The sequence below is a fragment of the Microcoleus sp. FACHB-672 genome, assembly GCF_014695725.1.
Lineage (GTDB): Bacteria > Cyanobacteriota > Cyanobacteriia > Cyanobacteriales > Oscillatoriaceae > FACHB-68.
Genome location: NZ_JACJOU010000022.1, coordinates 78,406 through 105,233 on the forward strand (window position 1 = coordinate 78,406; position 26,828 = coordinate 105,233).

At 46.7% G+C, this 26,828-nt stretch carries 19 protein-coding genes; 9 read left to right on the forward strand and 10 right to left on the reverse strand.

Annotation, left to right across the window (positions count from 1 at the left end; all coding sequences use genetic code 11):
- Positions 1-50: 50 nt before the first annotated feature.
- The 4 genes from H6F56_RS18060 to H6F56_RS18075 all read right to left on the reverse strand — a co-directional run bounded on the left by H6F56_RS18060 (position 51) and on the right by H6F56_RS18075 (position 4,734).
- The gene (locus tag H6F56_RS18060; RefSeq protein ID WP_190670896.1) at positions 51-1,859 is read right to left on the reverse strand and encodes a GldG family protein; all 1,809 of its coding nucleotides are present in this window, start codon (positions 1,857-1,859) and stop codon (positions 51-53) included.
- Between the two features lie 63 nt (positions 1,860-1,922).
- Positions 1,923-2,735: an ABC transporter permease gene (locus H6F56_RS18065; protein WP_190670898.1), complete on the reverse strand. Its 813-nt coding sequence runs from the start codon at positions 2,733-2,735 to the stop codon at positions 1,923-1,925.
- 73 nt (positions 2,736-2,808) lie between these two features.
- The gene (locus tag H6F56_RS18070; protein WP_190670900.1) at positions 2,809-3,930 is read right to left on the reverse strand and encodes an ABC transporter ATP-binding protein; all 1,122 of its coding nucleotides are present in this window, start codon (positions 3,928-3,930) and stop codon (positions 2,809-2,811) included.
- A gap of 81 nt (positions 3,931-4,011) precedes the next feature.
- Positions 4,012-4,734: a GDSL-type esterase/lipase family protein gene (locus H6F56_RS18075; protein WP_190670901.1), complete on the reverse strand. Its 723-nt coding sequence runs from the start codon at positions 4,732-4,734 to the stop codon at positions 4,012-4,014.
- A gap of 441 nt (positions 4,735-5,175) precedes the next feature.
- Between H6F56_RS18075 and H6F56_RS18080 the strand changes: the two genes are divergently transcribed.
- From H6F56_RS18080 to H6F56_RS18105, 6 genes are all read left to right on the forward strand, one after another.
- Complete coding sequence (locus tag H6F56_RS18080) at positions 5,176-5,439, forward strand: DNA-directed RNA polymerase subunit omega (RefSeq protein WP_190670903.1); 264 nt, start codon at positions 5,176-5,178, stop codon at positions 5,437-5,439.
- A gap of 62 nt (positions 5,440-5,501) precedes the next feature.
- A complete protein-coding gene (locus tag H6F56_RS18085; protein WP_190670904.1) occupies positions 5,502-6,134 on the forward strand; it encodes a hypothetical protein in 633 nt (210 codons plus the stop codon).
- A gap of 266 nt (positions 6,135-6,400) precedes the next feature.
- Positions 6,401-7,894 (forward strand): DUF1565 domain-containing protein, encoded by a 1,494-nt coding sequence (locus H6F56_RS18090; protein ID WP_190670906.1) that lies wholly within the window; start codon positions 6,401-6,403, stop codon positions 7,892-7,894.
- A 141-nt stretch (positions 7,895-8,035) separates the two neighbouring features.
- Positions 8,036-8,371 carry a photosystem II reaction center protein Psb28 gene (gene psb28 / locus H6F56_RS18095; protein ID WP_190670908.1) on the forward strand — a complete coding sequence of 112 codons (336 nt, stop codon included), beginning with the start codon at positions 8,036-8,038 and terminating at the stop codon, positions 8,369-8,371.
- A gap of 116 nt (positions 8,372-8,487) precedes the next feature.
- The gene (locus tag H6F56_RS18100) at positions 8,488-8,997 is read left to right on the forward strand and encodes a MogA/MoaB family molybdenum cofactor biosynthesis protein (protein WP_190670910.1); all 510 of its coding nucleotides are present in this window, start codon (positions 8,488-8,490) and stop codon (positions 8,995-8,997) included.
- 285 nt (positions 8,998-9,282) lie between these two features.
- On the forward strand, positions 9,283-10,344 hold the full coding sequence (locus H6F56_RS18105; RefSeq protein WP_190670912.1) for a CAP domain-containing protein: 1,062 nt from the start codon (positions 9,283-9,285) through the stop codon (positions 10,342-10,344).
- Positions 10,345-10,738: 394 nt separating this feature from the next.
- Here H6F56_RS18105 and mutY read toward each other — a convergent pair whose 3' ends face one another.
- The 5 genes from mutY to gor all read right to left on the reverse strand — a co-directional run bounded on the left by mutY (position 10,739) and on the right by gor (position 19,104).
- Positions 10,739-11,890, reverse strand: coding sequence for an A/G-specific adenine glycosylase (mutY, locus tag H6F56_RS18110; RefSeq protein WP_190670914.1), 1,152 nt, complete (start codon positions 11,888-11,890; stop codon positions 10,739-10,741).
- Positions 11,891-11,913: 23 nt separating this feature from the next.
- A complete protein-coding gene (locus H6F56_RS18115) occupies positions 11,914-12,258 on the reverse strand; it encodes a DUF760 domain-containing protein (RefSeq protein WP_190670916.1) in 345 nt (114 codons plus the stop codon).
- Positions 12,259-12,504: 246 nt separating this feature from the next.
- The gene (locus tag H6F56_RS18120; RefSeq protein ID WP_190670918.1) at positions 12,505-13,461 is read right to left on the reverse strand and encodes an RNA polymerase sigma factor, RpoD/SigA family; all 957 of its coding nucleotides are present in this window, start codon (positions 13,459-13,461) and stop codon (positions 12,505-12,507) included.
- A 625-nt stretch (positions 13,462-14,086) separates the two neighbouring features.
- On the reverse strand, positions 14,087-17,338 hold the full coding sequence (gene carB, locus H6F56_RS18125) for a carbamoyl-phosphate synthase large subunit (RefSeq protein ID WP_190670920.1): 3,252 nt from the start codon (positions 17,336-17,338) through the stop codon (positions 14,087-14,089).
- Positions 17,339-17,751: 413 nt separating this feature from the next.
- Positions 17,752-19,104, reverse strand: coding sequence for a glutathione-disulfide reductase (gene gor, locus H6F56_RS18130; protein ID WP_190670923.1), 1,353 nt, complete (start codon positions 19,102-19,104; stop codon positions 17,752-17,754).
- A gap of 719 nt (positions 19,105-19,823) precedes the next feature.
- Between gor and H6F56_RS18135 the strand changes: the two genes are divergently transcribed.
- The 3 genes from H6F56_RS18135 (at position 19,824) to H6F56_RS18145 (ending at position 25,824) form a co-directional block, all read left to right on the forward strand.
- The gene (locus H6F56_RS18135) at positions 19,824-20,447 is read left to right on the forward strand and encodes a chemotaxis protein CheW (protein ID WP_206753414.1); all 624 of its coding nucleotides are present in this window, start codon (positions 19,824-19,826) and stop codon (positions 20,445-20,447) included.
- Positions 20,448-20,645: 198 nt separating this feature from the next.
- The gene (locus tag H6F56_RS18140; RefSeq protein WP_190670927.1) at positions 20,646-23,279 is read left to right on the forward strand and encodes a methyl-accepting chemotaxis protein; all 2,634 of its coding nucleotides are present in this window, start codon (positions 20,646-20,648) and stop codon (positions 23,277-23,279) included.
- Between the two features lie 25 nt (positions 23,280-23,304).
- Positions 23,305-25,824 carry a hybrid sensor histidine kinase/response regulator gene (locus tag H6F56_RS18145; protein WP_190670929.1) on the forward strand — a complete coding sequence of 840 codons (2,520 nt, stop codon included), beginning with the start codon at positions 23,305-23,307 and terminating at the stop codon, positions 25,822-25,824.
- Positions 25,825-25,984: 160 nt separating this feature from the next.
- On the opposite strand, the gene H6F56_RS18150 is transcribed toward H6F56_RS18145, so the two are convergent.
- Positions 25,985-26,566 carry a Uma2 family endonuclease gene (locus H6F56_RS18150; RefSeq protein ID WP_190670931.1) on the reverse strand — a complete coding sequence of 194 codons (582 nt, stop codon included), beginning with the start codon at positions 26,564-26,566 and terminating at the stop codon, positions 25,985-25,987.
- Between the last annotated feature and the right edge of the window lie 262 nt (positions 26,567-26,828).

The window sequence follows — 26,828 nt, forward strand, 5'->3', positions numbered from 1 at the left end:
TTTTAAATGGGATAAAAAGTCTCGCATCTAAAATCTAAAATCTAAACTTGTTAGCGCCGGCTCCACCACAAAGCCCCGGCAGAAAGCAAACCGACTGCCGGCAAAATCCTCCGAGACAACCAATCCAGTAAGGAGGCTTGCTCTGCAGTCATTGCGATTCTGCGGTTGGTTGTTTCTTTTGGGCGAATGGAAAGCGTTTGTGCATCCTGCTTGCTCAACCAGCTAATGGAATTGAGGAAAACATCTCCATTTAACTGCTGCTCGAACACGCCATCTGTAGCAAATTCAGAGTTACCGAAGACAACCATTCGAGCCTCTGTATTTGTCTGCGCCGGCTTACCTGCTGCCGGTGTTGGGGTTGGCGTTGGGGTCGGCGTTGGACTTGCCGGTGATACTGTTGGCGTTGGGGACGCTTCTATTGCCGGTAATGCCGTTGGGGTTGGCGATGGGGACGCTTCCGTTGCCGGTGATTCTGTTGGTGTTGGCGATGGGGACGCTTCCGTTGCTGGTGATGCCGTTGGCGTCGGCGATGGGGACGCTTCCGCCTTTGGCTTGTCTGTGGCTGCCGGCGAGGGTTGAGCTGCCGGCACCCCATCTTGGGCGATTTTTCGACTCAATGCCACTCCCAACATGAGTGGGCCTTGGCCATCAGTTTCAGCATTAAACTTTAATGGCTGGTTCTTCGGGTTGCTTTCCGCCCAACTGCGCTCATTGGTGATTAGCAGGGGAGTTTCCTCAATCCCCGGCACCTCGTTGGTTTGAATGGATCGTGCCCCTCGGTAGAAGGAGTAGCCCCCACTAAAATCTTTGGTGATGGGATGATTGCCATAATTCGTAATTAGAGGTTCAGCCGGCCCGAGTCCCACCAACTGTCCCTGTCCGGAAGCATCAATGACTAAGCGATTATCGAGGGTGACGCCCCAATCTTGCAACAGTGTATTTAACTTGGGATCGGTCGAGGGATCTACCATAACCAACACACTGCCACCCAGTTGCAGATATTGCCGCAGGGCTTTGCTCTCACCTTCAAACAGTGCCCGTTTTGGGCCGGCGATCACCACCACTCCCGCATCTGCCGGCACATCCTGCTGCTCAGCTAAATTGAGCGGTTCAATAATAAAATTTCTGTTTTCTAAAGACTTAACCGCTTGGTAAATTCCCCCATCTGCGGGCTTTAGAGAGCGCTCTCCGTGGCCTTGAAGGAAATAAACTTTAGTTTTTTCATCGCTGATAAGTTGGGCGATCCCATTGGTCAGTTTTACTTCGGTTAAGCGACTTTGTGGGTCAACATTTCCCAGAAACTGCTGCCGTTCGTTTGATTTGAGATGTACCTCTCCAAAGCGTGTCACGCCGTACTCTTGCGCTATCGCCGGCTGCAGTTGGGGATCAACATACTCATAACTAAACTTTGAGCCTCCCGAACGTTGGTAATTTTGTAGCAATAATTGGTCTGAAGGATTCGGCACACGATCAAAGATCGAAACCTTCACAGGTTGCTCTAAATTACTCACCAATTGCTGAGTTTGAGGGGCTAAGCTAAACAGTTGATTTTCTGTTAAATCCACTCGCACTAAATAGCGATTGGCTAAAAAATTCATTAGCCCCAAAATCACTAGCACTGACAGCGTAGCCGCCACAGCATTCGTACCGGCTTGGGTGGAGCGCTTACCCAAAAAGCTCAGTACCAAACGGCCTTGAAACAACAGCCACAACCCTAAAATTACAATGCCGGCAATTGCCAGTGCTGCCGGCACCGGCAGCCAACTGCCTGAAACAAAGGCAGCCGATAAGCCCATTACAATCAAAAACGGGCCTATCCAAAAACCGCCTGATTTCCAAAAATTTTTTAACTGTTTCATCGGGTGTCAATCCACCTAAAGTTTCAACTGCCCCATCCTAAATCCCCTAATTTTGGGGCAAAACTAAGAGCGCTGAAATCTCAACGTTTCAATCGATTGAGCCGTTAGAAATACGCCTAGAATAATGTAACTTGCAAATAGAACCAGATTGCTAGTATCAACGACCCCTCGCACCAAATTTGCGTAGGGCTTGAGTAAGGATAGCGATCCCAGTACCTGCCAAACTGGGCCACCTACTCCGCTTGCGAGCAAATCGATCACGGATAGGAACACAACCACAACAAATGTAATAATTGCCGCCAAAATCGTGCTGTCTGTCAGAGAAGAAATGAACATTCCCAAGGATAAAACACTGGCAGCTAGCAACAGCAGCCCTAAATGCCCTAACAAGGGAACGCTCAGTGGCATAGGTGGGTTGGCAGCACTCAGGGCGATCAACTCACACGCTAAAATCGGCAGCATCATGGTGGCAAAAAAGGTCAGCACTCCTAGTAATTTACCTACTGCTACTGCCCAGTTCGTAATCGGTGAAGTTGCCAGCAGCTCTAAGGTACGGCTTTTGCGTTCTTCGGCATATAAACCCATTGATAGAATGGGCAAGATGTAGAGTGACAGCTGCCCCATAAATCCTAAGAAGAACTGCAAAAATTGATAGGGCACATCGACTGGCGGCATGACAACGCCGGTTTGCTGTACCTGAATATCCATTAAAGCCGCTTGCCGAATTACGCCTTCTTGCCCCAGTAAAATCGCTGTAAAAAATACCCCAGCGATCAGCCAAAAGAAGCCGGCGATTGCATAAGCGACCGGCGAGACAAAGTAGTTCTGTAACTCTTTGCGGTAAATCGCGATAATATTTCCGAGCATTACTTTCATTTACAGCCCCGCTCTCACAGTCAAAATGCAGCTGGGCAAAATCAATTACCCTTGTCTGAGCTTTACACCGGCATCACGCCCACAAGTCTGAGCGGACATCGTCATTCTCATTTTCTGGTGTCTTGGGCGCTGCTTCAACACCGGCAGATTCACTTTCTGGCGTTTCTTCGGCGATTTTCCCACCCGAATCTTGGACAGACGACTCCTCGCCCGTTTCTAAGACTTCTGGCGTTTCTGGCGCTTGTTCACCCCCGGAAAATAAAGATGCCGGTGGTTCTTCTTCTCTGGTCACTTCTAAAAATACATCTTCCAGGCTGCTGCGCGTGCGTCGCATTTCGTATAAATTCTGCCCTGCTGCCACTAACGCTGCGACAATATCTGGTGCCGGTTCAATCCCAGATCGCGATAATACGCGCAGCCGGTGGCGATTTTCCAAGGCGCGTTCAGTACGGATTGGTTCGACCGAAATCACGCCTGGGATAGCTTGCAGCCGCTGCTGAGCTTCCCCCATATCTCCTTTTAACTCCAATTCATAACCGGCGGCACTGTCCGAGGTATCAGTTGCCACGACGCGCCCACGATTGATAATGGCCCACCGGCTGCACGTCATGCTAACTTCCGGCAAGATATGGGTGGAAAGAATAATCGTATGTTCGCCGGCCAGACTTTTGATCAAATTCCGCATATCGATAATTTGGCGGGGATCAAGTCCGACTGTGGGTTCATCTAAAATAATCACCGGCGGATCATGAACAATGGCTTGAGCGATGCCGACACGCTGCTTGAACCCTTTGGAAAGCTTGCGAATCAAAACTCTACGCTTTTCAACAAGATTGCAGCGCTTTAATGCTGAGTCTACTTGCCGATCCCGATCTCCTGCCGGCACTTGTTTGAGCCTTGCAACCAAATACAAAAATCCCTCAACCGTCATTTGCGGGTAAAGCGGCGGGAGTTCCGGCAAATATCCGATCCGCTGCCGGACTGCCATTGAATCTTCATGCACTTCAAAGCCGGCAATTCGAGCGGTTCCAGTTGTGGCCGGCAGATATCCAGCCAAAATCCGCATCGTTGTTGTTTTTCCGGCTCCATTTGGCCCTAAAAACCCTAAAATTTCTCCTGGCGGCACGGCAAACGTGACATCTTGAATTGCCGCTGTCGAGCCGTAGATTTTGCTTAAATGCTCAACTTCAATCATTTAGAGTCTAGCTTTTAAATTGTCATTTGTTTGCGGCTAATGACTCTACGCTAATTGTGATCAACGATGAGTGATTCGCCCTTAAAAATTAACAAAATGAGGTTCTTGTTTCTTTGCCGCCAGTTCGGCAATCGGCTTCCAGTTAAGAGCATCTTGCAGTAAGGCTTGATAGCCGGCGACATTTGGATGCAGTCCATCCGCACCTAAACGCGATCTCTGCCATTCCTCGCCACGAGCCATCCACTGCTCGAAAATGTCTAGATAGGGGATTTGCCGGTCTAAACAAGCTTGCCGCGTGGCTTCTTTGTAACGGTACTGATCGGTGTGATTGTAGTAGAAACAATTTAAAAATGGCATTTTTGTTTCATCCACCGGCACCATGCCAACAAACAATACCGGACACAGCCTTTGTGACAGGTCTAGCAAGTTGGCCAAATCTTCTTGAAACACATCAAACTCAATATAATTTCGCCCATTCGGTCGGGATAGCCGAGCGCAATCATTCAAGCCGACAGATAGAAGCAGCACATCCGGTAATCGATTGCGGAGTTCGCCGCGATGCCGGAACTCCATTTCTAACCGTCCGGCGACTTGACGGACGCTATCACCGCGCACGCCTAGATTATAAAGCACGTGGCCGGCGCTGTCGGGGAACATCCATCGTCGGCGTAACCGCTCTACCCAGCCGCCCCCTTCCGGATCGCCGAATCCATAGACTATACTATCCCCCAAAGCCACGATCTTGAGTGGGTGGGGATTGGCTTGGTGTAAGGATTTAGAAACAGGAATTTCTAGGGTTTGCATGAAAAAACTACAACTTTAACGCAACAACCAATTGAATGAGACTCTAACGTTGGATTGTATCGTTTTCAAATCTTCATTTAACTATAAAAATCTATATAAAATCTGGGGGAAAAAGTGCTTTATCCCACAAATGTCCCTCGATTTAGTCCTTCATCGCCTGTTTCCTAAAAGTGTATGCACCTAAATTGCATTGTAACTTGACCTTTTCCAAGAAATGCGCTCCTTGCATTTTAATCATGCAAGCATAGCATGGGATGCGCGATGAGTTATAAAATGCAAACTAAGTGTCAGGGGCAGAGCGGTTTTTATAAGGGCTTCATAAGAAATTCAAATAAACAGCCCAAATCTGAGTGAGAATGGGGCGGTGATGTCAGGAACCCTCAAAATCTTCTTGAAAACACCTGATAAAATGGAGCGAGCGTCCAACAACTCAAAATTTTTATGCTTAAGCGTTCTCCCTTTGATACCACTCAACTGATGCGGCGGGCTGAAGAGCTGATTGGTGCGGCATCCAATCGCTACCGGATTACAGTGCAGGTTGCTAACCGCGCTAAACGCCGGCGCTTTGAAGACTTTGATAATCCAGATGACCCGATGATGAAGCCGGTGCTTCGAGCGATTATAGAGATGTCGGATGAGCTGACTCACGACGAAATTATTAGCGACTCGACGAAATTATCGGCGACTCGACACAGAAGCGATTGAGAAAGCACGCGCTACAACCGGAAAGTGGGGATCGAGTGAGGAAAAGCATCAGCAAGCAATGCATGAAAACCAAATGGCTGCCGGCTTTGAACACTCAGCAGCGAAGGTGGTGTTTGGCGCTTATGGCGGTGCTTGCTGTAGCTGTAACGTTTATGACACCGGCACTGAAGGAACTGGGAAACTTTGGGATGCTGCGCCCCCAGCCGGTTTTTGCTCAGCAAGCTAAATCAGTTGAGGCTGGGGCGCAAGTATACCAGCGCCTGCCAGATTTCCCTCTAGAAAACAGTTACGTCAACAAGGAGACAGGACAAGTCGATCCGGATAACACGCTCGTCAGTCGCTTGATCCGGTATCACATATATGTAAAAGGGCGTCCTCCTAACTATCGGTTGGATTGGAAACTCACGCTGGCAGACTATTTAGGTGCAAATGAGTTGATCGAAGAGACGCTGTATCCGGGACGGGATGTTTTGCAAGAAAACCCGATGGATAAGGATCTCGCTGCAATTAGCCGGTTGAATCGCACCCAGCGGGATGCGTTGATTCAAGCTCTCGTGACGATCTTCAATCCCAATTATGAAAATATTGCCGAACCGTCACCGACTCTGAATCCAGCACCCGATCCTCCACAAACACCGAGGCGCAAACCTCTTCCTCAAGCGGGAGATGCCGATCTGCTCAAGCATCAAAAATAACCGGCAGCCAAATCTGTAGGGGCGCTAGCGCAGCGTGCCCCTACAGAGGTTCGCCGCTTTACCCTTCCGGATTGCCTGAGCAATCGATTGAAATCACTACAGACTTGAGGGGGCACCGGCATCTCAATAATTAAACCCTCAATATCTCTTAGCTATAAGTAAATTTAATTTCTACAGATGAGAGCAGGGTGCCCCGAATCATACATCCTTAATTTGTCGCCTCAACGGGGTGATTTTCCTCTACCCATTCTGTAGCAAGCAAAATTATGCCCACGCTTTACGTCAACCCAGCCGGCGGGAACGATTCGGCTGCCGGCACACAGTCTGCCCCTTTAAAAACGCTTTCTAAAGCCCTTAAGCAAGCACCAACCGGCACCACCGTTCAGTTAGCAGCCGGCGCTTACAGGGCTGCCGGCGGTGAAGTGTTTCCCCTTCTTATCCCATCCGGGGTTACAGTTGTCGGCAACGAAGCCAAAAAAGGCAGCGATATTTTAATTGAAGGCAGTGGAGTTTATAAAAGCCCGACATTTTCAGATCAAAACATCACACTTCGGCTAGAAAATCAAGCCCAACTGCGGGGAGTAACCGTTACAAATTCCGCCTCTCGCGGCACCGGCGTCTGGGTGGAATCGACAAATCCCACAATTGCGAACAATACCTTTACTAATTGCGCCCGTGAAGGGGTCTACGCCACCGGCACAGCGCAGCCCCTCGTCATTGATAATATTTTTGTCCAGAATATCGGCAATGGTATTTCCTTTGTGCGGACTGCTAAGGGGGAAGTGCGGCGCAACGTCTTTAAAAAAACAGGTTACGGGCTAGCAATTGGTGAAAATGCGGCCCCTTTAGTGGCAGATAACCAAATATTCGAGAATCGCATCGGTTTGGTACTGAATGGTGAAGCCAGGCCGGTACTCCGCAAAAATTTAATCGAGAAAAATCAGCAAGATGGTCTCAATGTCTCGGCTAAATCCTTCCCTGACTTAGGCAACAGTCAAGACCCCGGTGGCAATATCCTGCGCGGTAATGGCCTATACGATCTGCAAAATGCCACATCAACTCAGCTCATTTCTGTAGGGAATCAGCTAAATCCGACGCGAGTTAAGGGATTGGTGGATTTTGTGTCTAGTACCGTGCCCACTCCCACCCCGACTCCAACCCCAACGCCGGCACCCGGATCTGTCAGCTTAAAAGATATTGCCGGTCACTGGGCACAAGCTTTCATCCAGGCAATGGTCAGCAAAGGGTTTATCAGCGGGTTCCCCGATGGCACCTACAAGCCAGAAGCGAATATAACTCGCGCCCAATATGCCGCCTTGGTTGCCAAGACTTTTAACCTCCCAGCGCAGAAACCGGCGATCACATTCTCGGATATCGGGATTGATTTTTGGGGCTACTCTGCGATTAAAAAGGCAAGTGAGATGGGCTTTATCTCTGGGTTTCCAGATGGTACGTTTCGCCCCAATGATAATTTGACTCGCGTGCAGGCGATTGTGTCTTTGATGAGCGGTTTGCAACTGGGCGGCGGCAATCCGAATTCGCTGTTAGTTTACAGTGATCGCGCCCAGATTCCCAGCTACGCCACAGACAAAGTGGCATCTGCGACTGAAAAACGCATTGTGGTTAATTATCCGCAAGTGAAGCAACTCAACCCAATGCGGGATATAACCCGCGCTGAGGTTGCAGCACTTGCTTATCAGGCGTTGGTTGCCACCGGCAACGCGAGTGCAATCAACTCTAGCTATATCGTCACCGCTTAATTAAGGGGTGGGACTGCTCACTCCTGTTGATCCCACTGAACCGGGGATCGAGAAATTAAGGGCGTACTGTTGTGTGCGCCCTTGAGTTTTATCATGGAAAGATACTTACATTGCCCTTCTATAAAGTTTGATTGCGGAATTATGGCTCACATACAATTTTCAAAGGGAATCACAGAAGACGCGGTGCCTGATGTGCGGCTGACTCGTTCTCGTGATGGCAGCAATGGGGCCGCTACCTTTTATTTTCAAAATCCGAAGGCGCTCAGTCAAGATAGCACCGATGAGATTACGGGGATGTACTTGATTGATGAAGAAGGCGAGCTTTACACGCGGGAAGTCAAAGCCACATTCGTCAATGGCAAACCTGAAGCCTTAGAGGCGATTTATGTGATGAGATCGCCGGCTGATTGGGAGCGGTTTATGCGGTTCATGGAACGCTATGCTGAAGAAAATGATTTAGGTTTCACAAAATCTTGATTTCTAGGTGAACTTAAGGGCTATTTGCCTGAGTTCCCAGGACAATTAAGAATGACGAAAAAATTCTTAATTCTTACGTCTCAACGTTTTATTCTGGCTTCGCGCTAGTAAATGCGATGGTGGAAATTCCTCACCCCGACTCAGATAAAATGACAGTGAATTGTGCTGTCATTACGGTTAGTGATACACGCTCCCTAGAAACTGACAAAAGTGGCCAGTTGATTCAGCAGTTGCTGATTGATGCCGGTCATACAGTGGGAGCGTACACCATCGTTAAAGATGAGCCTGAACAAATTCAAGCGCGGCTGCAAGCGTTAAGCGCTCGCGCTGATTTGGATGTTGTAATTTTTAATGGGGGCACCGGCATCGCTAGGCGAGATACAACGTATGATGCGATTGCCGACTTATTAGAAAAAACTTTGCCTGGATTTGGCGAGATATTTCGCTGGTTAAGCTATCAAGAAATTGGGTCGCGTGCCATCGCTTCGCGTGCGATTGCTGGGGTTTTTCAATCTAAATTAGTGTTTTCGATTCCCGGTTCGTCCGGTGCGGTGAAGCTCGCTGTTGAGAAGATAATTATACCTGAATTAATTCATTTAGTCAAACAATTGCGGCAACCTTCTTGAGTGTTCAAGCCATTAAAAATCGCCGCGATAGAATAGTAAGATATCCCTCATCGATTCTGTAGACAGATTCAGAAACCTGGCTTGCCGGCTAAGCTCTGCAATTTTATAGAATTAGTAAAACTTGCATAGTTTATAGATTATGTTATAATTACTACAGAAATTAATTTTCAGAAACCTTTAAAATTACCGGCGCTTCGAGAGCGGTAATGATTTCTGAATAATTGATGACAGTGTGCGTCTGCCTTTCAAAAACTAACCGTTTTTAGGCAGAAAAGGTCATTTCTTATGAGTCAAGCGTTTATTGATCGAATTGTAGAACTCACCAACCTTGAGCGCAGTAAAGCAGGGTTGCCGGCACTACAATTAAACAGCCAGTTGACGAGTTCCGCTCAAGGTCACAGCCAGGAGATGGCGCTGCAAGACTATTTCAATCATACAGGATTAGATGGTTCTACAGCATCGACTCGCACTAAAGCCGCAGGGTATCAAGGTTCCTATAGTGCGGAAAATATTGGGGCCGGCTACTCCACACCCGAAGAAGCGATACAAGGCTGGATAAATAGTTCGGGGCATGCGGGAAACATTCTCAATCCTAATATTAACGAAATTGGGGTTGGTTACTACTATCTTCCCAATGATACCGGCAGCACAAATGGGAACTACTACTGGACACAAGTTTTTGGGAAAAGTGTCGGGGTTTCTCCTACACCCTCGCCGACTCCGATACCCATTCAAAGGATCGGAACTAATGGCAGTGAAGCGCTTACAGGCAGCACCGGCAATGACATCATTTTGGGATTAGGTGGCAATGATACCGTGAGTGGTGCTGCCGGCAATGACTATGCAAATGGCAATATTGGCAACGATACTGTGAAAGGCGATGCCGGTGACGATACAATTCTTGGGGGTCAAAATGAAGATTTTGTGATGGGAGGTGCCGGTGATGATCAGATGGTAAACGGCAACAAAGGTAACGATCAAGTCTATGGGGGAGATGGCCACGACATCGTACATGGAGGGCAAAATAATGACTCGGTTTTTGGAGAAGCCGGGGATGACGAGCTCTATGGAGACTTAGGTGCAGATACTTTAATTGGGGGTGCCGGTGCTGATACCTATGTTTTGCGAGCGGATGCTACTGATATTATTTACTTCACCGATGGAGAAGATTTTATTCGTTTGCCGACCTTTGTATATTTTGATGAGCTCCGGTTCAATAAAGGCTCCGATCAATACGTTCAAGATAACCAATTAGAAACACAGATTCTCAATACGACGACGGGTCAAGTGTTGGCTGTACTCCCCGGCATTGACCCTTCTTCGCTCAATTGGAGTGATTTTCAATAATAGGGAGTGATTTTCTCCTAGGAGTTTAAACCGCCTTTTTCTGAGTGCCAGGGCGAACCTTAGCTTCGCCCTGACTCATTACATCACTGAAACCAAACAAGTTTTTGCAGCACAGAATTTTCAGGAGTACAAACATGAAAAGCTTAAGCAAGTTTGCCGGCAGGAATGTGAAGCACTCGCCTTTATATTTTTGATGCCCGAAATTCGTCTAAACGCGGCACAAAAAGAGCGACTTTTTCTGCCGTTTCCAGGTGAATGACCTTAAAAGATGTAAGTTTGCCAAGCATGGCATTTTCTAAGAGTACTTTTTGGTTTTTTTGATTTAACCGGGAAAAATCGCTGAAATTTTAAGCAATTTTAGCGATTATCAACCATCCACTTAAATCTCAAAATGCTATGAATCAGCCGGCTTCCCCACAAACTGGCGCAGTGCCTCAATAATCTTCACATTCGCTGTGGGAAACGGATATTGATCAATCTCATCCAACGTTACCCAGCGAATTTCATCACACTCCAAAGGCTGGGGAATCCCGCTAAGGTGCCGGCAGTGATAAACATTTAGCGTCACCCGAAAATGAGTGTAGGCGTGTTCAATCGTTATTAAATGTTCGCCTACTTCAATATCAATCGCCAACTCTTCCTGAATCTCGCGCTGAATACAGGCTTCCAGCGTTTCCCCTTCCTCTACTTTACCGCCCGGAAATTCCCACAAGCCGCCCAGCAGTCCAGTTTGCCGGCGCTTATCAATCAGAATCTTTCTTTCGTCATTCCAAATGACGGCAACACCAATAATTTTATGGGGGATAGGAGCAGAAACTTCTCGCATGGGTAGCTCAGATTGCATCCCTAAATTATAAGCCTCACAGTGCGACTGCCAAGGACAAAGTAGGCAAGCGGGATTGTGCGGCGTGCAGATCGTTGCCCCTAAATCCATCAATGCTTGGTTGAAGTCTCGCGGATTTTCGGGATCAAGAAGCGTTTCCGACATCTGCCATAATTGCTTGTTTGCCTTCGCCGGCGGCACCGGCAGCGCCATTAATCTTGCCAAAACTCGCTTTACATTCCCATCCAGAATTGCCACCGGCAGATTAAATGCCAAGCTGAGGATGCCGCCGGCAGTCGTGCGCCCAATTCCTGGTAAAGCTAAGACTTCCTCCAGCCGGTGGGGAAACACGCCCCCGTGATGATCTACAATCTCCTGAGATGCCTTGTGTAGATTCCGCGCACGGGCGTAGTAACCCAAACCTTGCCAAGCCTTCAAAACATCTTGCAAGTCTACGGCTGCCAGATGTTCAATGCTGGGAAACTTTGCCAGCCAACGCTCATAATAAGGAATCACCGTCTTTACCTGCGTCTGCTGGAGCATAATCTCCGACACCCAGATTTTGTAGGGTTCAGGGGTGAGCCGCCAGGGTAAATTTCGATGGCTGTAATTATACCATAAAAGTAGCGATTTTCGCAAATCTAAAACAGTAGAATTCGGCAGACTATCTTGCGTGTCTGCCGAACCCTTGGGGGAATAGAATTTTAATGGGGCTTTTGGCAAGCGCACCTTAACCTGAACTCTACTTACTCTTCGTCAGAAATACTGCTTTCAGCCAACTGTAATGACTTCTCAAAAGTCATTCTTTGCTCAGCGTTGCGGAGAAAGTAGCCGCTCATCATCGCTGAAGCTAAAAGTCTGCCGAGGTGTTCGCGGCTAGTCGTTACGTTAACATCGAAGTGTTCTGAAGGTAAGTTCCCTAACAACCCGACAATGTTGCGTTCCATTACCTGAAACACTTCAGTAGAGCTAGGTTTAGATAGCTGAGCAACGATTTCAGGATTCATCGATTGCACATAGTGCCACAGCAAATTGCCAACTTCAGGCTCGCCAGTGTAATTTTCGGGAGTGCGATTGGATTGGTTATTCACCTTAAGTACCTCCTAGCAGCAGAAGCTCCCGTTTCTCTCAGTAAAGTCGTTGATGTCAGGAACTTCAATTACGTTAACTTTACTTTTCTACATACTAATGTAACAGTCTCAATGAAGCTGGGCAGTGGGTGCAACCGAACCTAAAGAGACGGGTTCCTCACCGATTTTCAAATTTTAGATGAGTGGCTTTAAAAAAGCGATCCCCCCTAGCACTGAGCGAGGGGGGATCTACAACCTAAAATCGATTTAGCTGGCTACATATTCGCCCATATCGGCTTTGCGCTTGCGAAGCTTAGTCAGCGCCTCGCGTTCGATTTGGCGCACCCGTTCTCGGCTAATATTGAGCCGATCGCCAATTTTTGCCAGCGTCATCGCTTGTCCATCTTCCAACCCAAAGCGCATCGACAGCACTTGCCGCTGTTGGGGTGTCAGATCAGCCATAATCGACTCTAGATCAGCCCGCAAAGAAGACTGTACCGCGAAATCTTCCGGAGAAGGGCCGGTGTCTTCCAACAAGTCGCCAAGTTCAGTATCTTGGTTATCGCCAACGCGTAAATCCAAGGATAGCGGTTGACGTGCTCGTTCCAGGTATTCTCGAATTTGCTTAGGCGTTAATTCAAGTTCCTGAGCAAGTTCAGTAACTGTTGCGGCGCGTCCCAAGTTTTGGGCGAGATAGCGCTGCGCCTTTTTAATTTTGTTGAGTTTTTCGGTAATGTGGATGGGTAGGCGAATGGTACGGCCTTTTTCCGCAATGGCGCGGGTAATGGCCTGACGAATCCACCAGTAAGCGTAGGTGGAAAAGCGATATCCTTTAGTAGGATCAAATTTTTCCACACCCCGCTGCATTCCGATCGTGCCTTCCTGAATCAAGTCCAGGAGATCCACATTGCGCTTAATATATTTCTTAGCAACGGACACGACCAAACGCAAATTAGCCTCAACCATCTTGCGTTTTGCGACTTCACCGACTGCTATCGTCTGCTGCAAGTCTGCTTCAGACACTCCAGCATACTGCGCCCACTCAGCCTCTGTTGGCTCATAGCCCAGGTTAGCAGCCAGTTCTTCTCTTTTTTCTTGCAGTGCCGTGGAGCGCTGAACCTGCTTCCCCAGCAAAATTTCCTGCTCGTGAGTCAGCAGGGGCACCCGGCCTATTTCTCGCAGGTAAGTGCGGACTAAATCCGTGGAAGTCTGAGCAGTCTTCATGGCAGTATGTCGGAGTGTAGATAACGAGGGGTTGGAGTCATGATGCTAGTGTAGCCAGCCGATTGGGGGTATTGGCAAGCTTTCCGACAGCTAAGGAATATCCGGCAACCCATCCGCTGAATCAGGGGCGCTGAACTCCAGCTGACATTACGACCGTTCGTGGATCTTAACAGGAATTGGAACGAGTTCAGATTGAGATTCAGCCTGAGCTTGAGTCACTGACTGGATTACAAGCGCAGCCAGAGCAGCTGCAGCGACCAAGATAATTGCGAATGTCATATAGTTTCTTAACTGGAATTGTACTATGTTAACTATTGTAACATTTCTGAAAGGATTGTCTACTCCCCCGGATCAATTTTCCGGATCGACCCTTTAAAAGAGCGTGTAAAGAATTTATTTGTAGAGATTAGCCAAAAATTTTTTTTCTGAGTGCATCAAGGGAAACAAAATAGTAGCAATTTTCTCCAGGCGGCTGTATCTGCCTAAAGATCGGTTATGTTAACTTTTCTAAAAATCTACCGATCTCAAAAAAAAAATCCCCTGCTATGGATGGCAGGGGAGAGGAGTTTGGGAAGCTTTTGAAGAATTAATTAAGAAATTCTTCCTTTATGATATTTTGTGCTAGTTAAATGTAGTCTTGCAAAGCTTTGACTTCTAGCGGTTGAGAGGTGAGAGAGCGGATGCCAGAGGCGGTTGCTTTGGCACCGGCAATGGTGGTGACGATGGGAATTTTGTAATTTAAAGCAGTGCGGCGGATCAACCGGCCCTCGGCTTGGGCGTCTTCCCCAGAAGGCGTGTTAATAATCAGCTGAATCTGCTGGTTTTTAATCGCATCGAGGACATTAGGCCGGCCTTCATAAAGCTTAAGCACCAGTTGCACCTCTTTCAGCCCGTGTTCTTGCAAAACGCGACGGGTGCCGGTGGTTGCCAAAACCTTAAAGCCCAACTCCATTAAATCCTTAACAACCGGCACAACGGCAGCTTTCTCCCGATCCGTCATTGACACAAACACAGTGCCAGACAGGGGCAAACGCTGGCCGGCTCCTAATTCCGCCTTCGCAAATGCCGTACCAAAATCGGTATCAATGCCCATCACCTCGCCGGTGGAGCGCATTTCTGGACCCAAAATTGTATCCGAGCCGGCAAACTTATCAAACGGCAGCACCGCTTCTTTCACAGAAATATGCTGGGGAATAATCTCCTCAGTGAACCCTAAAGACTCCAGGGTTTCACCAGACATCACCCGCGATGCCATCTTAGCTAAGGGAACGCCAATCGCCTTCGAGACAAACGGCACCGTGCGAGAGGCGCGGGGGTTAGCTTCCAGAATGTAAACCTGTTCGCCCTGGACGGCATACTGGATATTCATCAAACCCACCACCTTCAGTTCCTTCGCCAGTTCCACTGTCCAAGTCCGAATGGTGTCTAAGACATCCGACGAGAGGGTGATGTAAGGAATTGAGCAAGCCGAGTCCCCAGAGTGAATGCCGGCCTCCTCAATGTGTTCCATGATGCCACCGATGACCACACGCCCTGTATGATCCGCGATCGCATCCACATCGACCTCAATCGCATTCTCCAAGAACTTATCAATTAAGATCGGGTGATCTGGCTCCACCTGAACCGCAAAAATCATGTAACGTTCTAGCTCAAGGTCAGAATAGACAATTTCCATTGCCCGTCCACCTAACACATAGCTAGGACGCACCACCACCGGATAGCCAATTCGCTTGGCTACCACCAAAGCATCCTCAAAATTCCGGGCCATCCCATTCGCAGGCTGCTTAATATCGAGGTGGCGCAAAATTTTCTCAAACCGTTCCCGATCTTCAGCAGTGTCGATCGAGTCGGGAGAGGTGCCCCAGATTTTAGTCTTCACTCCTGAATCCGGGTTGCTGAGTGCTTCAGTCAGGAACTTTTGTAAGGGAACCGCCAGTTTCAGGGGTGTTTGGCCGCCGAATTGGATGATGATGCCTTCGGGGTTTTCTGCCTCGATGATGTTAAGTACATCTTCTTTGGTCAGGGGTTCAAAGTAGAGACGATCACTGGTGTCGTAGTCGGTGGACACGGTTTCTGGGTTGGAGTTGACCATAATCGTCTCAAACCCTTGCTCCCGTAAGGAATACGAAGCATGACAGCAGCAATAGTCAAACTCAATTCCTTGGCCGATGCGGTTAGGGCCACCACCCAGGATCATGACTTTGCGTTTGTCAGAGGGGATGATCTCGGTTTCTTCTTCGTAGGTGGAGTAGTAGTAAGGCGTTGTGGCTTCAAACTCGGCGGCGCAGGTGTCTACCAGTTTGTAAGCCGGCTTGATTCCCATCTGTTTTCGATAAGCGCGAACTTCGTCCTCATGGGTTTTGGTGGCGTAGGCGATTTGCCGATCACTGAAGCCTTTTCGCTTAATTTCATAGACTTGTTCTTTTGTCAAGTCCTTTAACTGAGTCCGCTTCAGGAATTTCTCCGTTTGCAGCAAATCCTCCAACTTGTCTAAGAACCAGGGATCAATGCCTGTGAGTTCGTAGATTTCCTCAACCGTCATGCCCATTTGCATGGCGTGGCGGACGGTGAAGATGCGTTCGGGATTGGGGGTTCGCAAACCGGCCCGAATTTGCTCTAAGCTGGGCAAGACTTCTTGCCGGTCGCAACCCCAGCCGGCGCGTCCAGTTTCCAGGGATCGTAGGGCTTTTTGCAGAGATTCTTGGAAGGTGCGACCCATTGCCATCGCTTCTCCCACGGACTTCATCTGGGTTGTGAGTGTCGATGTGGTTCCGGGGAATTTTTCAAAGGCAAACCGGGGGACTTTTGTCACCACATAGTCAATGGTGGGTTCAAAGCTTGCCGGGGTTTTCTTGGTGATGTCGTTGGGAATTTCATTGAGGGTGTAACCGACGGCGAGTTTGGCGGCAAACTTGGCGATCGGGAAGCCGGTGGCTTTGGATGCCAAAGCAGAGGAACGGGAAACGCGGGGGTTCATCTCAATGACGATGAACTCGCCGGTGGCTGGATTAACGGCAAATTGAATGTTTGAGCCGCCGGTTTCGACGCCGATCTCGCGGATAATTTTAATCGAAGCGTCTCGCAGCCGTTGGTATTCCTTATCGGTAAGTGTTTGCGCCGGCGCAACGGTAATTGAGTCGCCGGTGTGAATCCCCATCGGGTCGATGTTTTCGATGGAGCAGATAATGACCACATTATCCGCCAGGTCCCGCATCACTTCCAGCTCGTATTCTTTCCATCCCAAGAGCGACTGCTCAATCAAGATTTGCGACGTCGGCGACGCATCGAGGCCGGCTTGGGCCATTTCTTCAAATTCTTCTTGGTTGTAGGCAATGCCGCCGCCACTGCCGCCGAGGGTAAAGGCCGGTCGAATAATGATGGGATAGTAGCCAATTTGTTTGGCAACCGCCTTAGATTCGTCGAGCGTCTTGGCAATTCCCGAAGGACAGACGGCTACGCCTATCCGCGCCATCGCCTCTTTAAACAGCAGCCGGTCTTCAGCCATCTCAATCGCCGGCAACTTTGCGCCAATTAACTCTACGCCGTACTTTTCCAGAACGCCATTATTAGACAAAGTCACCGCCAGGTTCAACGCCGTTTGACCTCCCATCGTAGGCAGAAGGGCGTCAGGTCGCTCTTTGGCGATGACTTTTTCTACCATTTCTGGCGTCAACGGTTCGATATAGGTGCGGTCTGCGGTTTGCGGGTCTGTCATAATGGTGGCCGGGTTAGAATTAACCAGCACCACCTCATATCCTTCTTCGCGCAGCGCTTTGCAAGCTTGGGTGCCTGAGTAATCAAACTCACAAGATTGGCCAATCACAATGGGGCCAGAGCCAAGCAGCAGAATTTTGTGAATGTCGTCGCGGCGGGGCATACCTGATTTTAGATTTTAGATTTTAGATTTTAGATTAGCAGTAGCAACTGAGGACTTCGCACTCCCAGAAGATCAGGGAAGACGTGACCGCTGATTGCTAAATCCAGTTTATTTTAAGAGGTTTCTACTAGGAGTTGCCGGATTTTATCTGCGAGTTTGCCAATTTTTGATGACATGGCGCATGGGGAAGAATCCAGCCGGTTCCCCTAATCCCTGTGTTGCCGGCATTAATGCTCAATTTTTAAGGCACAATCCTCGAAGCCACCGCAGATGATGAGTTGCAGTGATATCGGGAATCTTTGATCAAGCAGCTAGTTGTTCCATAACCGGCCCTGGCACCGACATTTTTCGGGAATTGTTGTACCAGGGCTAGTTTATGGCAGGCAAGATGCCGGCAAAAGACAGATGGATATCTATCGCAAAGTGACGAACTCCTCTGCCGTTGAGGGATGGATGCCAATAGTGGCATCGAAGTCTTTTTTGGTGGCACCCATATTAATCGCAATTGCCAGACCTTGCATGACTTCAGCACTGTCTTTGCCAACCATGTGAGCGCCCAGTACACGATCAGTGGTGCTGTCAATGACTAATTTCACCATTGTTTTCTCATCAGCGCCGGTGAGACTGTGGAACATAGGGCGGAAACTGGCGCGATAAATCTTCACCGCATCTCCCAATTTTTCCCGTGCTTCGGCTTCTGTTAAACCGACTGTGCCGCCTTCTGGTTGAGAAAACACGGCAGTTGCCACATTGGAATGACTTATATAGCGCGGGGTATGTCCGAATACGGTATCTGCAAACGCCCGCCCTTCGGCAATGGCAACCGGCGTTAAATTCAGCCGATCTGTGCAGTCACCGACGGCAAAGATATTGGGTTGGCTGGTGCTGCTGTCGGATTTGACGGCAATGGCATCGTTGATGATTTCGACACCGGCATTCTCTAAACCCAGCTTACTGAGATTTGGCTTGCGTCCGGTGGCGCACAAAATTGTGTCTGCCATAACGGTTTCTTCTTTACCGCCGACTGATACGGTTACCTTCAGCCCGTCTGGTTGCTTTTCGATGCTGAGTGTGTGATCGGTGATGCCAGAGATAAAGCGAATCCCGTGTTTGCTCATGCCATCCTGAATGCCGGTGCGAAGATCCTCATCAAACCCGCGCAATATTTTTTCTTGCCGGTTGATTAGAGTGACTTCTGAACCCAGACCGTTCATAATACAAGCGAATTCCACCGCGATATAGCCGGCACCGATGGCAACAAAGCGTTTGGGTTGTTCCGGCAGGTGGAACATCTGATCAGAACCGATTGTATATTCAATGCCCGGGCTGTCAGGCTTAACAGCGTGTCCCCCCACGGCAATCAGAATTTTGTCAGCCGTGATTTTGCGATCACCCACTTCTACTGTATGGGCGTCTAAGAGTTTGCCATAGCCTGGAAATAGCTCTACGCCGGCTTTTTCTAGGAAACTAATATGCAGCTGGCTCAACCGGCGAACTTCTTTGTCTACCACTTCAGTCAGTTTTCGCCAGTCGAAGCTGGGTTCAACTTTCCCCCAGCCGTAACCCAGCGCATCTTCATAGAGGTGAGAGAAGCTTGAGGCATACACCATCAGTTTTTTTGGAACGCAACCTCGAATCACACAGGTTCCGCCCACTAAATCGCCTTCTGCAATCGCTACCTTAGCTCCATAGGAGGCTGCTCGTTTGGAAGCTGCCAGCCCCCCAGAACCCGCACCAATCACAAATAGGTCGTAATCAAACGTCATAGTTAAATCTGCTCCCTTTGTGAGCACTCACAATAACAGGGTGACACACTCTCATTGTTAAGTAGAGCGTTTCCAGTATCTTAACTGGGAGGCCAGCGCGTTTCCCACTGCCGGTGGCAAGGCTTCAGGTTCCTGGGTAAATACTTATAACGTTTCAACCTCCTTTGAGGTTGCCTGTATTTACACTGAAACGTCTCTTCGTATTTCTACTGTCTTCTCCATCCCCTCAATTCGTATTTATACAGATACATTCAGTTCTAATTTCTAGATGAACACTGATGTGCCCGTGACCAATCGTTCTTAAGATATGTAAAAAAATAATAAGACTTTTTTTCTCATAGCTATCTTACAAAGTTAAATGATTTATTAAATAAAGAAAATGAGCAAGAATTAAGGGTAGCGGCTTCTGCCCATAAACAGCTCTTGGCTATTTTAATGATTGAATACCATTTTCTCTAATTTAGTAAATTAAGATTTTTATATAAAATAGTTGCTTGCAATACAAATATTTGTTAGCTATTATGATAAAATAAATAAAATTAAATTGCTGTGTTGTAAAAAATCAAACTATAATTTCATTTTGTAATAACTTACAACTTAGTTAGCTGCAAAAATAAAAAGCTTGATTTAAAAATAAATTAACAATCAATAAAAACCTAACATAATCGATTGAATTGTGATAGCAATAAAAAGACAAATGACTCATACCGCTAGCTGCGATGACTTATACAAATACCCAACCAGGCCGAACACTGATAAAAATTGTGCCGGTGCTTAAAGAAGAGAGCGGAAAAAAAGTAAAGAAAAATTTAGTTTTTACTTTCTTTCATTCTTTCTATCTAATTATGGTAAAAGACTATTTTCGTATCCAGCTACGGCAATCTGTACAATTAGCAGTGCCCTTAGAGAGTGTTTCCGAAGTCATGACTTTAACAGTGAGCGATATTTGTCCGGTTCCCGGAGTCACCTCGGCTTTATTAGGTGTGGTAAATCAGCGCGGACAGTTGCTATGGGTGCTAGAGTTAGCAGATTTACTGACTGATTTACTCGGACTTATGCCCTCATCCATTCAGTATCGAAAGCGAGAGCGTTTAACACTGTTGGTGATCAATCCAAACCCTGCCGGTGCCAAGGCAGAACACGCCTCACCCAGGCTGGCTTGCGTAGTATCAACGCTCAAAGGCATCGTGTCGCTCAACCCAGAAAAACTTGACCCGATACCCGCCAGCTTTTCACCGGCTTTTAGTTCATTTCTAACAGGTATCATTCAAATCGAGGGTTTACCCGTTGCAGTGCTGAATGTATCAGCAATTTTCGCGGCTTTGCGTATCGTAGAGAATTAATTCTAAATTCTAAGTCCTATCTAAGGCCAGGATTCGATTATCTTGATGAACTCGCGCTTCCCTTGCTTAAAAAAAGAGGTTACAGGCACAAATTCAGTATAAATTATTTAGCGAATAAGTTAGGGATATTTACCAGTAGTCAAGCGGCGTTGAAAAACATAAAATTTAAAATCTAAAATCTAAAATTTAAAATCTAACATGATCGACAAAAATGGCGATAGCCCTGCTCCAATTCTGCAAGAGGTTGAGACACTCAAAGCACAAGCAGAACGTGACCGGATAGATTGGGCCGCTAAAATACAACTGGCAGAAGCTTTGAATGAAGAAGGTCGCTTTGAGGAAGCCCGGATGCTTTACCAGGAAGTGGTTGCTGCCGATCCTGGGGGTGTATTTGGCAGCATTACCGACAGCCCCGAGAACCAGGGGAAAAAGGGCCGTAGGGGCTTTGGTGGAGCCAGTTTAGATGCCATAACGGTGTCTTCGTCTGAATCAAGGGATAAGGAGAACGGGGGAACACAGGATCACTCTTGGTTAGCGCTTAGCCATTCTTCAAAAATTCAAAATTTTACGTTTAACATCCCCAGATGGTTTTACAATCAGCCCATTCGCCGCAAGCAACTCATTGTATTGCTATTTTCAGAATTTGTGACCGTAGTGGCAGTAGTGGGAGTCACGAATTTTTTACATAATTCACAGATGCGTCATCAGCTCGGTAACCAAGCCGAATCAGAGCTAGCCATGACGCAAATGGCTTATGACATGAAAAATAACCAAATCCTGCTTAGGTTGCAAGGACTATCAGAAACGAGTGCCGTAATGGCGGCTGTCGGTGGCAATTTAACTCCGGCAGTCCGCGAACAAGTTCGGGTAGCTTTAGTCAATGAACTTAAAAGTTTAGATATTGAATCTGCTACTTTGATTGGGCGGGATTTTCGCATAATAGCGAATGCAAATGCTGATCGGCGCGGAGAAAATTTTAATTTTAACCAGATGGTCAGCCCCGTATTTATAAATGGCCAACCATTGCAATCAATTAAAATTGCTTTCAGTGAGAAATTAAAGGCGGAAAATGCCGTACAAACAGGAAACAGAAAAAATCAGGAGACTTTGATTCACTATACTGTAACGCCTGTTTACTCAAGCCAAAAAAATGTTATAGGAGCGGTCATTGTAGGAAAAGTAATTGATAAAAATTATTTTTTAATAAAAGAGGTAATGGAGACGTATAATAGCGGCTATAGTGGAATTTACTTAACTAAAAATTCAGGACAATTTACGCTGGTAGATTCCCAGGAAAAAATTAAAGATAGCATCCAATCAGGATTTGCTCTTCCTAATAACGCTTTGCTCACAAAAGCGGTGGAGGCGGGTGGTAAAACAGTAAGCGAACGCGTAATAGTTGGGGGTAAGACTTACACAATGGCTGCTAAAGCAGTGCCAAATCATGGCGGTGAACCGGCAGCAATTTTGGTGCGGGGCATTGAGGAAGCCGGCAAAAATCAGCTTTTGAGCAACAGTTTATTCTTGCAACTCATTTTAATATTGCTGGCTTTAGCGATTAATGTGTGGCTAGCGATCATACTTGATAAAACAATAGCTGATCCAATTAACCGGCTGCATCAAGCTGTGCGGCAGTTTGCACAGGGAGATCGCAACGCTAAAGCGCCGGTGTTGGCGCAAGATGAGGTGGGTGAGTTAGCCGGCACATTCAATCAGTTAACCTCCAGTGTCAATGCAGCAGCCGCTGAAATGGAAGAACAAGTGCGCCGGTATGGAACCGAAGCAGCTTTTCAACAGTGCGAAAAAGAACGACTGCAACAAGGATTAAACCAGCTATTACGAGAAATTGAAGGGGCGAAACGGGGGGATTTAACCGTAAACGTGCCGGTGGAGGCAGATATAGAAGCAAGCAACTGTGCGCCTCTGCGCGAACTCGCCGTTTCGATTAACGCCACCATTGGCAGCTTGCGCGAGATTGTCACTCAAGTTCAACTTGCTGCAAACCGGGTGCACGGATCGGCTTGTAACAGCACCCAAAAGGTGGAAACCCTCTCCCAGGGGGCAAATAACCAAGCGAAAGCAATTGCGGCAACTCTCAAGTCAGTGGCAGACTTGGGGCGTTCGATGCAGTCGATAGCCAGCGCCACCCTTAAAGCCGCTGTGATTGCCCGTCAAGGCGTTGTGGCAGCACAAGATGGTAACCGATCTATGAATCAAACGGTTAACAGTATTGAGCGGATTCATGACAGTGTCAACGAGGCTTCTAAAAAGATGAAACGCCTTGCGGAATCGTCGCAAGAAATTTCTAAAATTGTTAATATTATTTCTGGAATTTCAGAAAAAACAAATCTTTTAGCGTTTAATGCTTCGATTGCTGCAGCTCGTGCCGGCGAACACGGACAAGTTTTTCGGGTGGTTGCTGATGAAGTGCAGCGCTTGGCAGAACGAGTGACAGATTCAGCAAAAGAAATTGAGCAACTCATTACTACCATTCAACAAGAAACTACCGAAGCTCTACAAACAATGGAAGGAAGCCAGCGAAGCGTAGAAACCGGCACACATTTGGTGATTAAAACCCAGCAAACTCTCCGTAAACTAGCCGGGATTAGCCACAATACCAACCAGCTTTTGCAATCGATTTCAACAAGCACCGTATCTCAGGCGCAATCCTCACACCGAGTTAACCAAACCATGCAATCAGCAGCCGCAATTGCTCAGACGACATCAGCCGAATCCCAAGCGGTTGCCGACACCCTTCAAGAACTCGTCGCAGTCGCACAAGCTCTGCAAGATTCAGTCTCTCGCTTTCGGGTTGAGGACACCACCCTGTGAGGAAAAAATACATAAAGCGTTAACAATGGAACCTGAAAAAGAAATTTTTAATTCTCACTGTTCATCGATTAATAGCCCCACAAACAAGGAAAAACGAAAAGAATTCGCAAAATTTCTACTAGAAACCCAAGAAAAAAGTCTAAGTTTTACCACTGACGACAGATACACACAAACGGATTTTAACAAAATTTCGCTTTTAGTAGACTTAGAAAAATCCCTGCAAAAAGTTGAGCAACGGCTGAATTTAAAGCCTAATTTTCAAGAGACGAGCGAACGCGTTTCTGAAAAAATTCAAGAGTCACTCACTAGCTTAGCCGAAGAATGTCTTCTGCTAGGAGAAGTGCTGAACTTAACTTGGTTGAAGGACACGGCTGAATTACTTGAGCAGGCGATCAAACATCAAAAGATACCGCTCAAGCAGTTGGGAATGACTGTGGTTGCACACATCCGGCAGATGAGAGGGGAATTTCTTGGGGAGAAGCCGGCACAAAGGGACACAAAGGAAGAAATTCCGCAACCCTCAACTTCCGCTTCCCCACCAGAAATTCCAGAGCAATTTTTGAAATATTTGGTTTCCAAGGAAAGCAATTTAACTGAAACATCTAGTTTAAATTTGCGGATGCCGATGGCGCGACTGGATCGGATGAGCAACACCGTTGGCGAGTTATTTATTAATTATGAACAGTTGACTGTTTATCAGCAACAACTGGATCAAGCAAGTCGAAAGCTAAAAAAACATTTTCAAAAACTCATTCCAGTTTCTGAGCGAACGGGCAATTTTTTAGAGCAGCATTCACCGAACCGGATGAAGCAGGAAGAATTAAACTTGGAGAATGAAGAAATAAATTTAACTTCTCAATCTTCGACTTTTAATTTTAAAACGCCCTCTCAGAGGCAAGGGTTTCAAGAATTGGTCGTTCAGGTGCGTGAAACCAGAGCCGATGTCGATTTGATTGCCCATGAACTGCAAGAAACTCTGGAGCAGCTACACACCTCTATCGAACGGTTACATGAAGATTTAACCGAGTCGCGTTTAGTTCCTTTTGGGCTGTTAGCAGAGCGGTTTAAGGCTTCTTTACAAATGCTGAGACAGCAATATCACAAGTCTGTTGAGTTAGTGGTAGAAGGCAAAAAAACGTTAATAGATCAGGCAGTTTTGCAACAATTACAAGCACCTTTAGCACAGCTATGGCGTAATGCTTTTGTTAACGGCATTGAGCTGCCGGCGGAACGAAAAGCTCAAGGCAAATTGCCGCTGGCTAAAATTACTTTGTCAGCCGCGATTAGAGGCAGTCATGTTGTTATTTGCCTCGCTGATGATGGGCAGGGAATTGATCCTGAAAAAGTATACCGTCGGGCAGTAGAAATGGGGCTAATTTCACCTCTAGATTCAGAATTTGGTGATCAAAATCCGGCTCTGACGAGTGGTGAAATTCTTGAGTTTCTATTCGCCCCTGGATTTTCACCGGCAGCAACGCTCAGCGATCTCTCAGGAGACGGCGTGAGTTTAGATATTGTTCGGCATCAGGTTGGACATCTGCGGGGATCGGTGCAGGTTGAAACTGCTGTAAGTCAAGGTACTAAGTTTACGATAACGATTCCTTTAACTTTAAGTATTTTAACTTTATTACTTTGCCGGTGTGGGCAACAAACCCTTGCAATTCCATCAATTGATGTTTTAGAAGTTATTAGCTTATCAGGAAGCTCGTCCCCGACTCAACCTAGTTTTAATCCTTTGCTATCCCCTGTTTTAGAAGCGGATGAACGCGGTATGATTGATTGGCATGACCGATCTGTGCCGCTATTTTCATTAATAGAATTACTTCCCTACCGGCGCGTAGATTGGATGCCGGCAGCACCTGCCTTGCCATCTAGCTTAGGAATCGTTTTGGATGTGTGCGGTGAGCCGGTTGTGGTGGCAGTAGACGCACTGTTAGGAGAGCGAGAACTGGTTCTTAAACCATTTGATTCAACAGTGCCGGTGCCAATTTATATTGCTGGCTGTACGGTGCTGGGAACCGGCGAGGTTGTGCCGGTGCTGTCGCCCAATCAGTTAAATGAGTTAATTAACCACGCGAAACAAGCAAGGCTCTCTGAGAATTTAACCAGCTCCCAGAATTTTCAAAAATTTAAAATAAAAGATCAAGATAATCTTTTATATTCTCAAACGAGAACCGCTTCCGTTTTAATTGTAGATGATTCGATAACCGTGTGCCGAGCTTTAGATGAGCTACTAAGTAAAGCGGGATATCAAGTGGTGCAGTGCCGCAACGGTAAAGAGGCTTTGGAACAACTTCACCAGTTAGGTGAGTGTTTTGATTTAGTGATTTCGGATATTGAAATGCCTCGTTTAGATGGGCTTGCTTTACTGGCAGAAATTCGCGCTCATCCTAACACGAGGCATCTGCCGGTTGCCATTTTAACGTCTCGTGAAAGTGATTCACTGCGGCAACAAGCCATGAGTTTAGGTGCAACAGCTTATTTCGCTAAACCTTGGGAGCCGGCACAGTTACTAGATGCAATTTCTGTGCTAGTCACATCTTGAAATTTCCAATAACGGTGAGTCGCTTAATTTATTTTTTTAATCAAGTTAATTTTTAGGTTTTGCCAAACCTGCCGATTATTCTAAATATGTGTGAAATAATGCTAAGGGGAAGCTTAATTATTTGCTAGTTTTTTGAGAGAGCTAACAAGGTTATCACGATTTAATCTTCACCATCAGCAAAATTTACTTTTTCATAGATGTCATGCAAATTTATTTGAAACTTTAGAGAATTTAATTCTAAAAGCGCCGTTTCCGATTCATAGTCAGTTAAGATCCATTTTCCATCATTCGTTTGATTGTGCTGCATGACATGATATTTCGTTTGGTCAATCAAAATATATTCCTTAAATTCAGGAATTGAGCGATAGTAAATAAACTTATCTCCTAAATCATAATTCTTAGTATATTTAGATAAGACTTCAACAATCAGCAAAGGATTGGTTACAGTCGTTGTATTGGTTCCCGTATAGATGGGTTCTCCCTGGATTACCATCACGTCAGGATAGGTGTACTGACGATAACGAGGTATCCACAATCGCACGGCACCAATATAAGTATCGTAGTTCTGTCCTCTTAACGCAAACTTCAAGTTTGCAGCAAAATTAAGTGCAATCTTATTATGGTTTGTTGTTCCACCAGGCATCGGGATAATTTCTCCATCTCGGTATTCATTTTTATATTCAGCCTTTTCTTCAAGTGCTAAATATTCTTCTGGGCTGTAGTAGCGTGTTTGAGTTTGCATACAGTATCTGATTAATTTGGTGCTAAAAGTGTATTTTTTAACGGTTGCGGTAAAAACAAAGTTTTTTCTGAGGTGATAAAACTTATATCAGAAAATAAAGAAAGCCAATTTTTATGCTAATTTACCCAATTTTCACTTTAGTTAGAATTTGATCGGCTCCAACATGGGAATGCTGTATTTTTACCCATAAATTTCAACCTAATTTTACTCGATCTTGAATTAGATGTAAGTCTGGCGCTTAGGGTTCATTAAGCGTCTGTTT

Excerpts from the sequence above, each read along its gene's own strand:
- H6F56_RS18060 (WP_190670896.1), bottom strand. The coding sequence starts at position 1,859 with ATGAAACAGTTAAAAAATTTTTGGAAATCAGGCGGTTTTTGGATAGGC.
- H6F56_RS18065 (WP_190670898.1), bottom strand. The coding sequence starts at position 2,735 with ATGAAAGTAATGCTCGGAAATATTATCGCGATTTACCGCAAAGAGTTA.
- H6F56_RS18070 (WP_190670900.1), bottom strand. The coding sequence starts at position 3,930 with ATGATTGAAGTTGAGCATTTAAGCAAAATCTACGGCTCGACAGCGGCA.
- H6F56_RS18075 (WP_190670901.1), bottom strand. The coding sequence starts at position 4,734 with ATGCAAACCCTAGAAATTCCTGTTTCTAAATCCTTACACCAAGCCAAT.
- H6F56_RS18080 (WP_190670903.1), top strand. The coding sequence starts at position 5,176 with ATGCTTAAGCGTTCTCCCTTTGATACCACTCAACTGATGCGGCGGGCT.
- H6F56_RS18085 (WP_190670904.1), top strand. The coding sequence starts at position 5,502 with ATGAAAACCAAATGGCTGCCGGCTTTGAACACTCAGCAGCGAAGGTGG.
- H6F56_RS18090 (WP_190670906.1), top strand. The coding sequence starts at position 6,401 with ATGCCCACGCTTTACGTCAACCCAGCCGGCGGGAACGATTCGGCTGCC.
- psb28 (WP_190670908.1), top strand. The coding sequence starts at position 8,036 with ATGGCTCACATACAATTTTCAAAGGGAATCACAGAAGACGCGGTGCCT.
- H6F56_RS18100 (WP_190670910.1), top strand. The coding sequence starts at position 8,488 with ATGGTGGAAATTCCTCACCCCGACTCAGATAAAATGACAGTGAATTGT.
- H6F56_RS18105 (WP_190670912.1), top strand. The coding sequence starts at position 9,283 with ATGAGTCAAGCGTTTATTGATCGAATTGTAGAACTCACCAACCTTGAG.
- H6F56_RS18120 (WP_190670918.1), bottom strand. The coding sequence starts at position 13,461 with ATGAAGACTGCTCAGACTTCCACGGATTTAGTCCGCACTTACCTGCGA.
- carB (WP_190670920.1), bottom strand. The coding sequence starts at position 17,338 with ATGCCCCGCCGCGACGACATTCACAAAATTCTGCTGCTTGGCTCTGGC.
- gor (WP_190670923.1), bottom strand. The coding sequence starts at position 19,104 with ATGACGTTTGATTACGACCTATTTGTGATTGGTGCGGGTTCTGGGGGG.
- H6F56_RS18135 (WP_206753414.1), top strand. The coding sequence starts at position 19,824 with ATGACTTATACAAATACCCAACCAGGCCGAACACTGATAAAAATTGTG.
- H6F56_RS18140 (WP_190670927.1), top strand. The coding sequence starts at position 20,646 with ATGATCGACAAAAATGGCGATAGCCCTGCTCCAATTCTGCAAGAGGTT.
- H6F56_RS18145 (WP_190670929.1), top strand. The coding sequence starts at position 23,305 with ATGGAACCTGAAAAAGAAATTTTTAATTCTCACTGTTCATCGATTAAT.
- H6F56_RS18150 (WP_190670931.1), bottom strand. The coding sequence starts at position 26,566 with ATGCAAACTCAAACACGCTACTACAGCCCAGAAGAATATTTAGCACTT.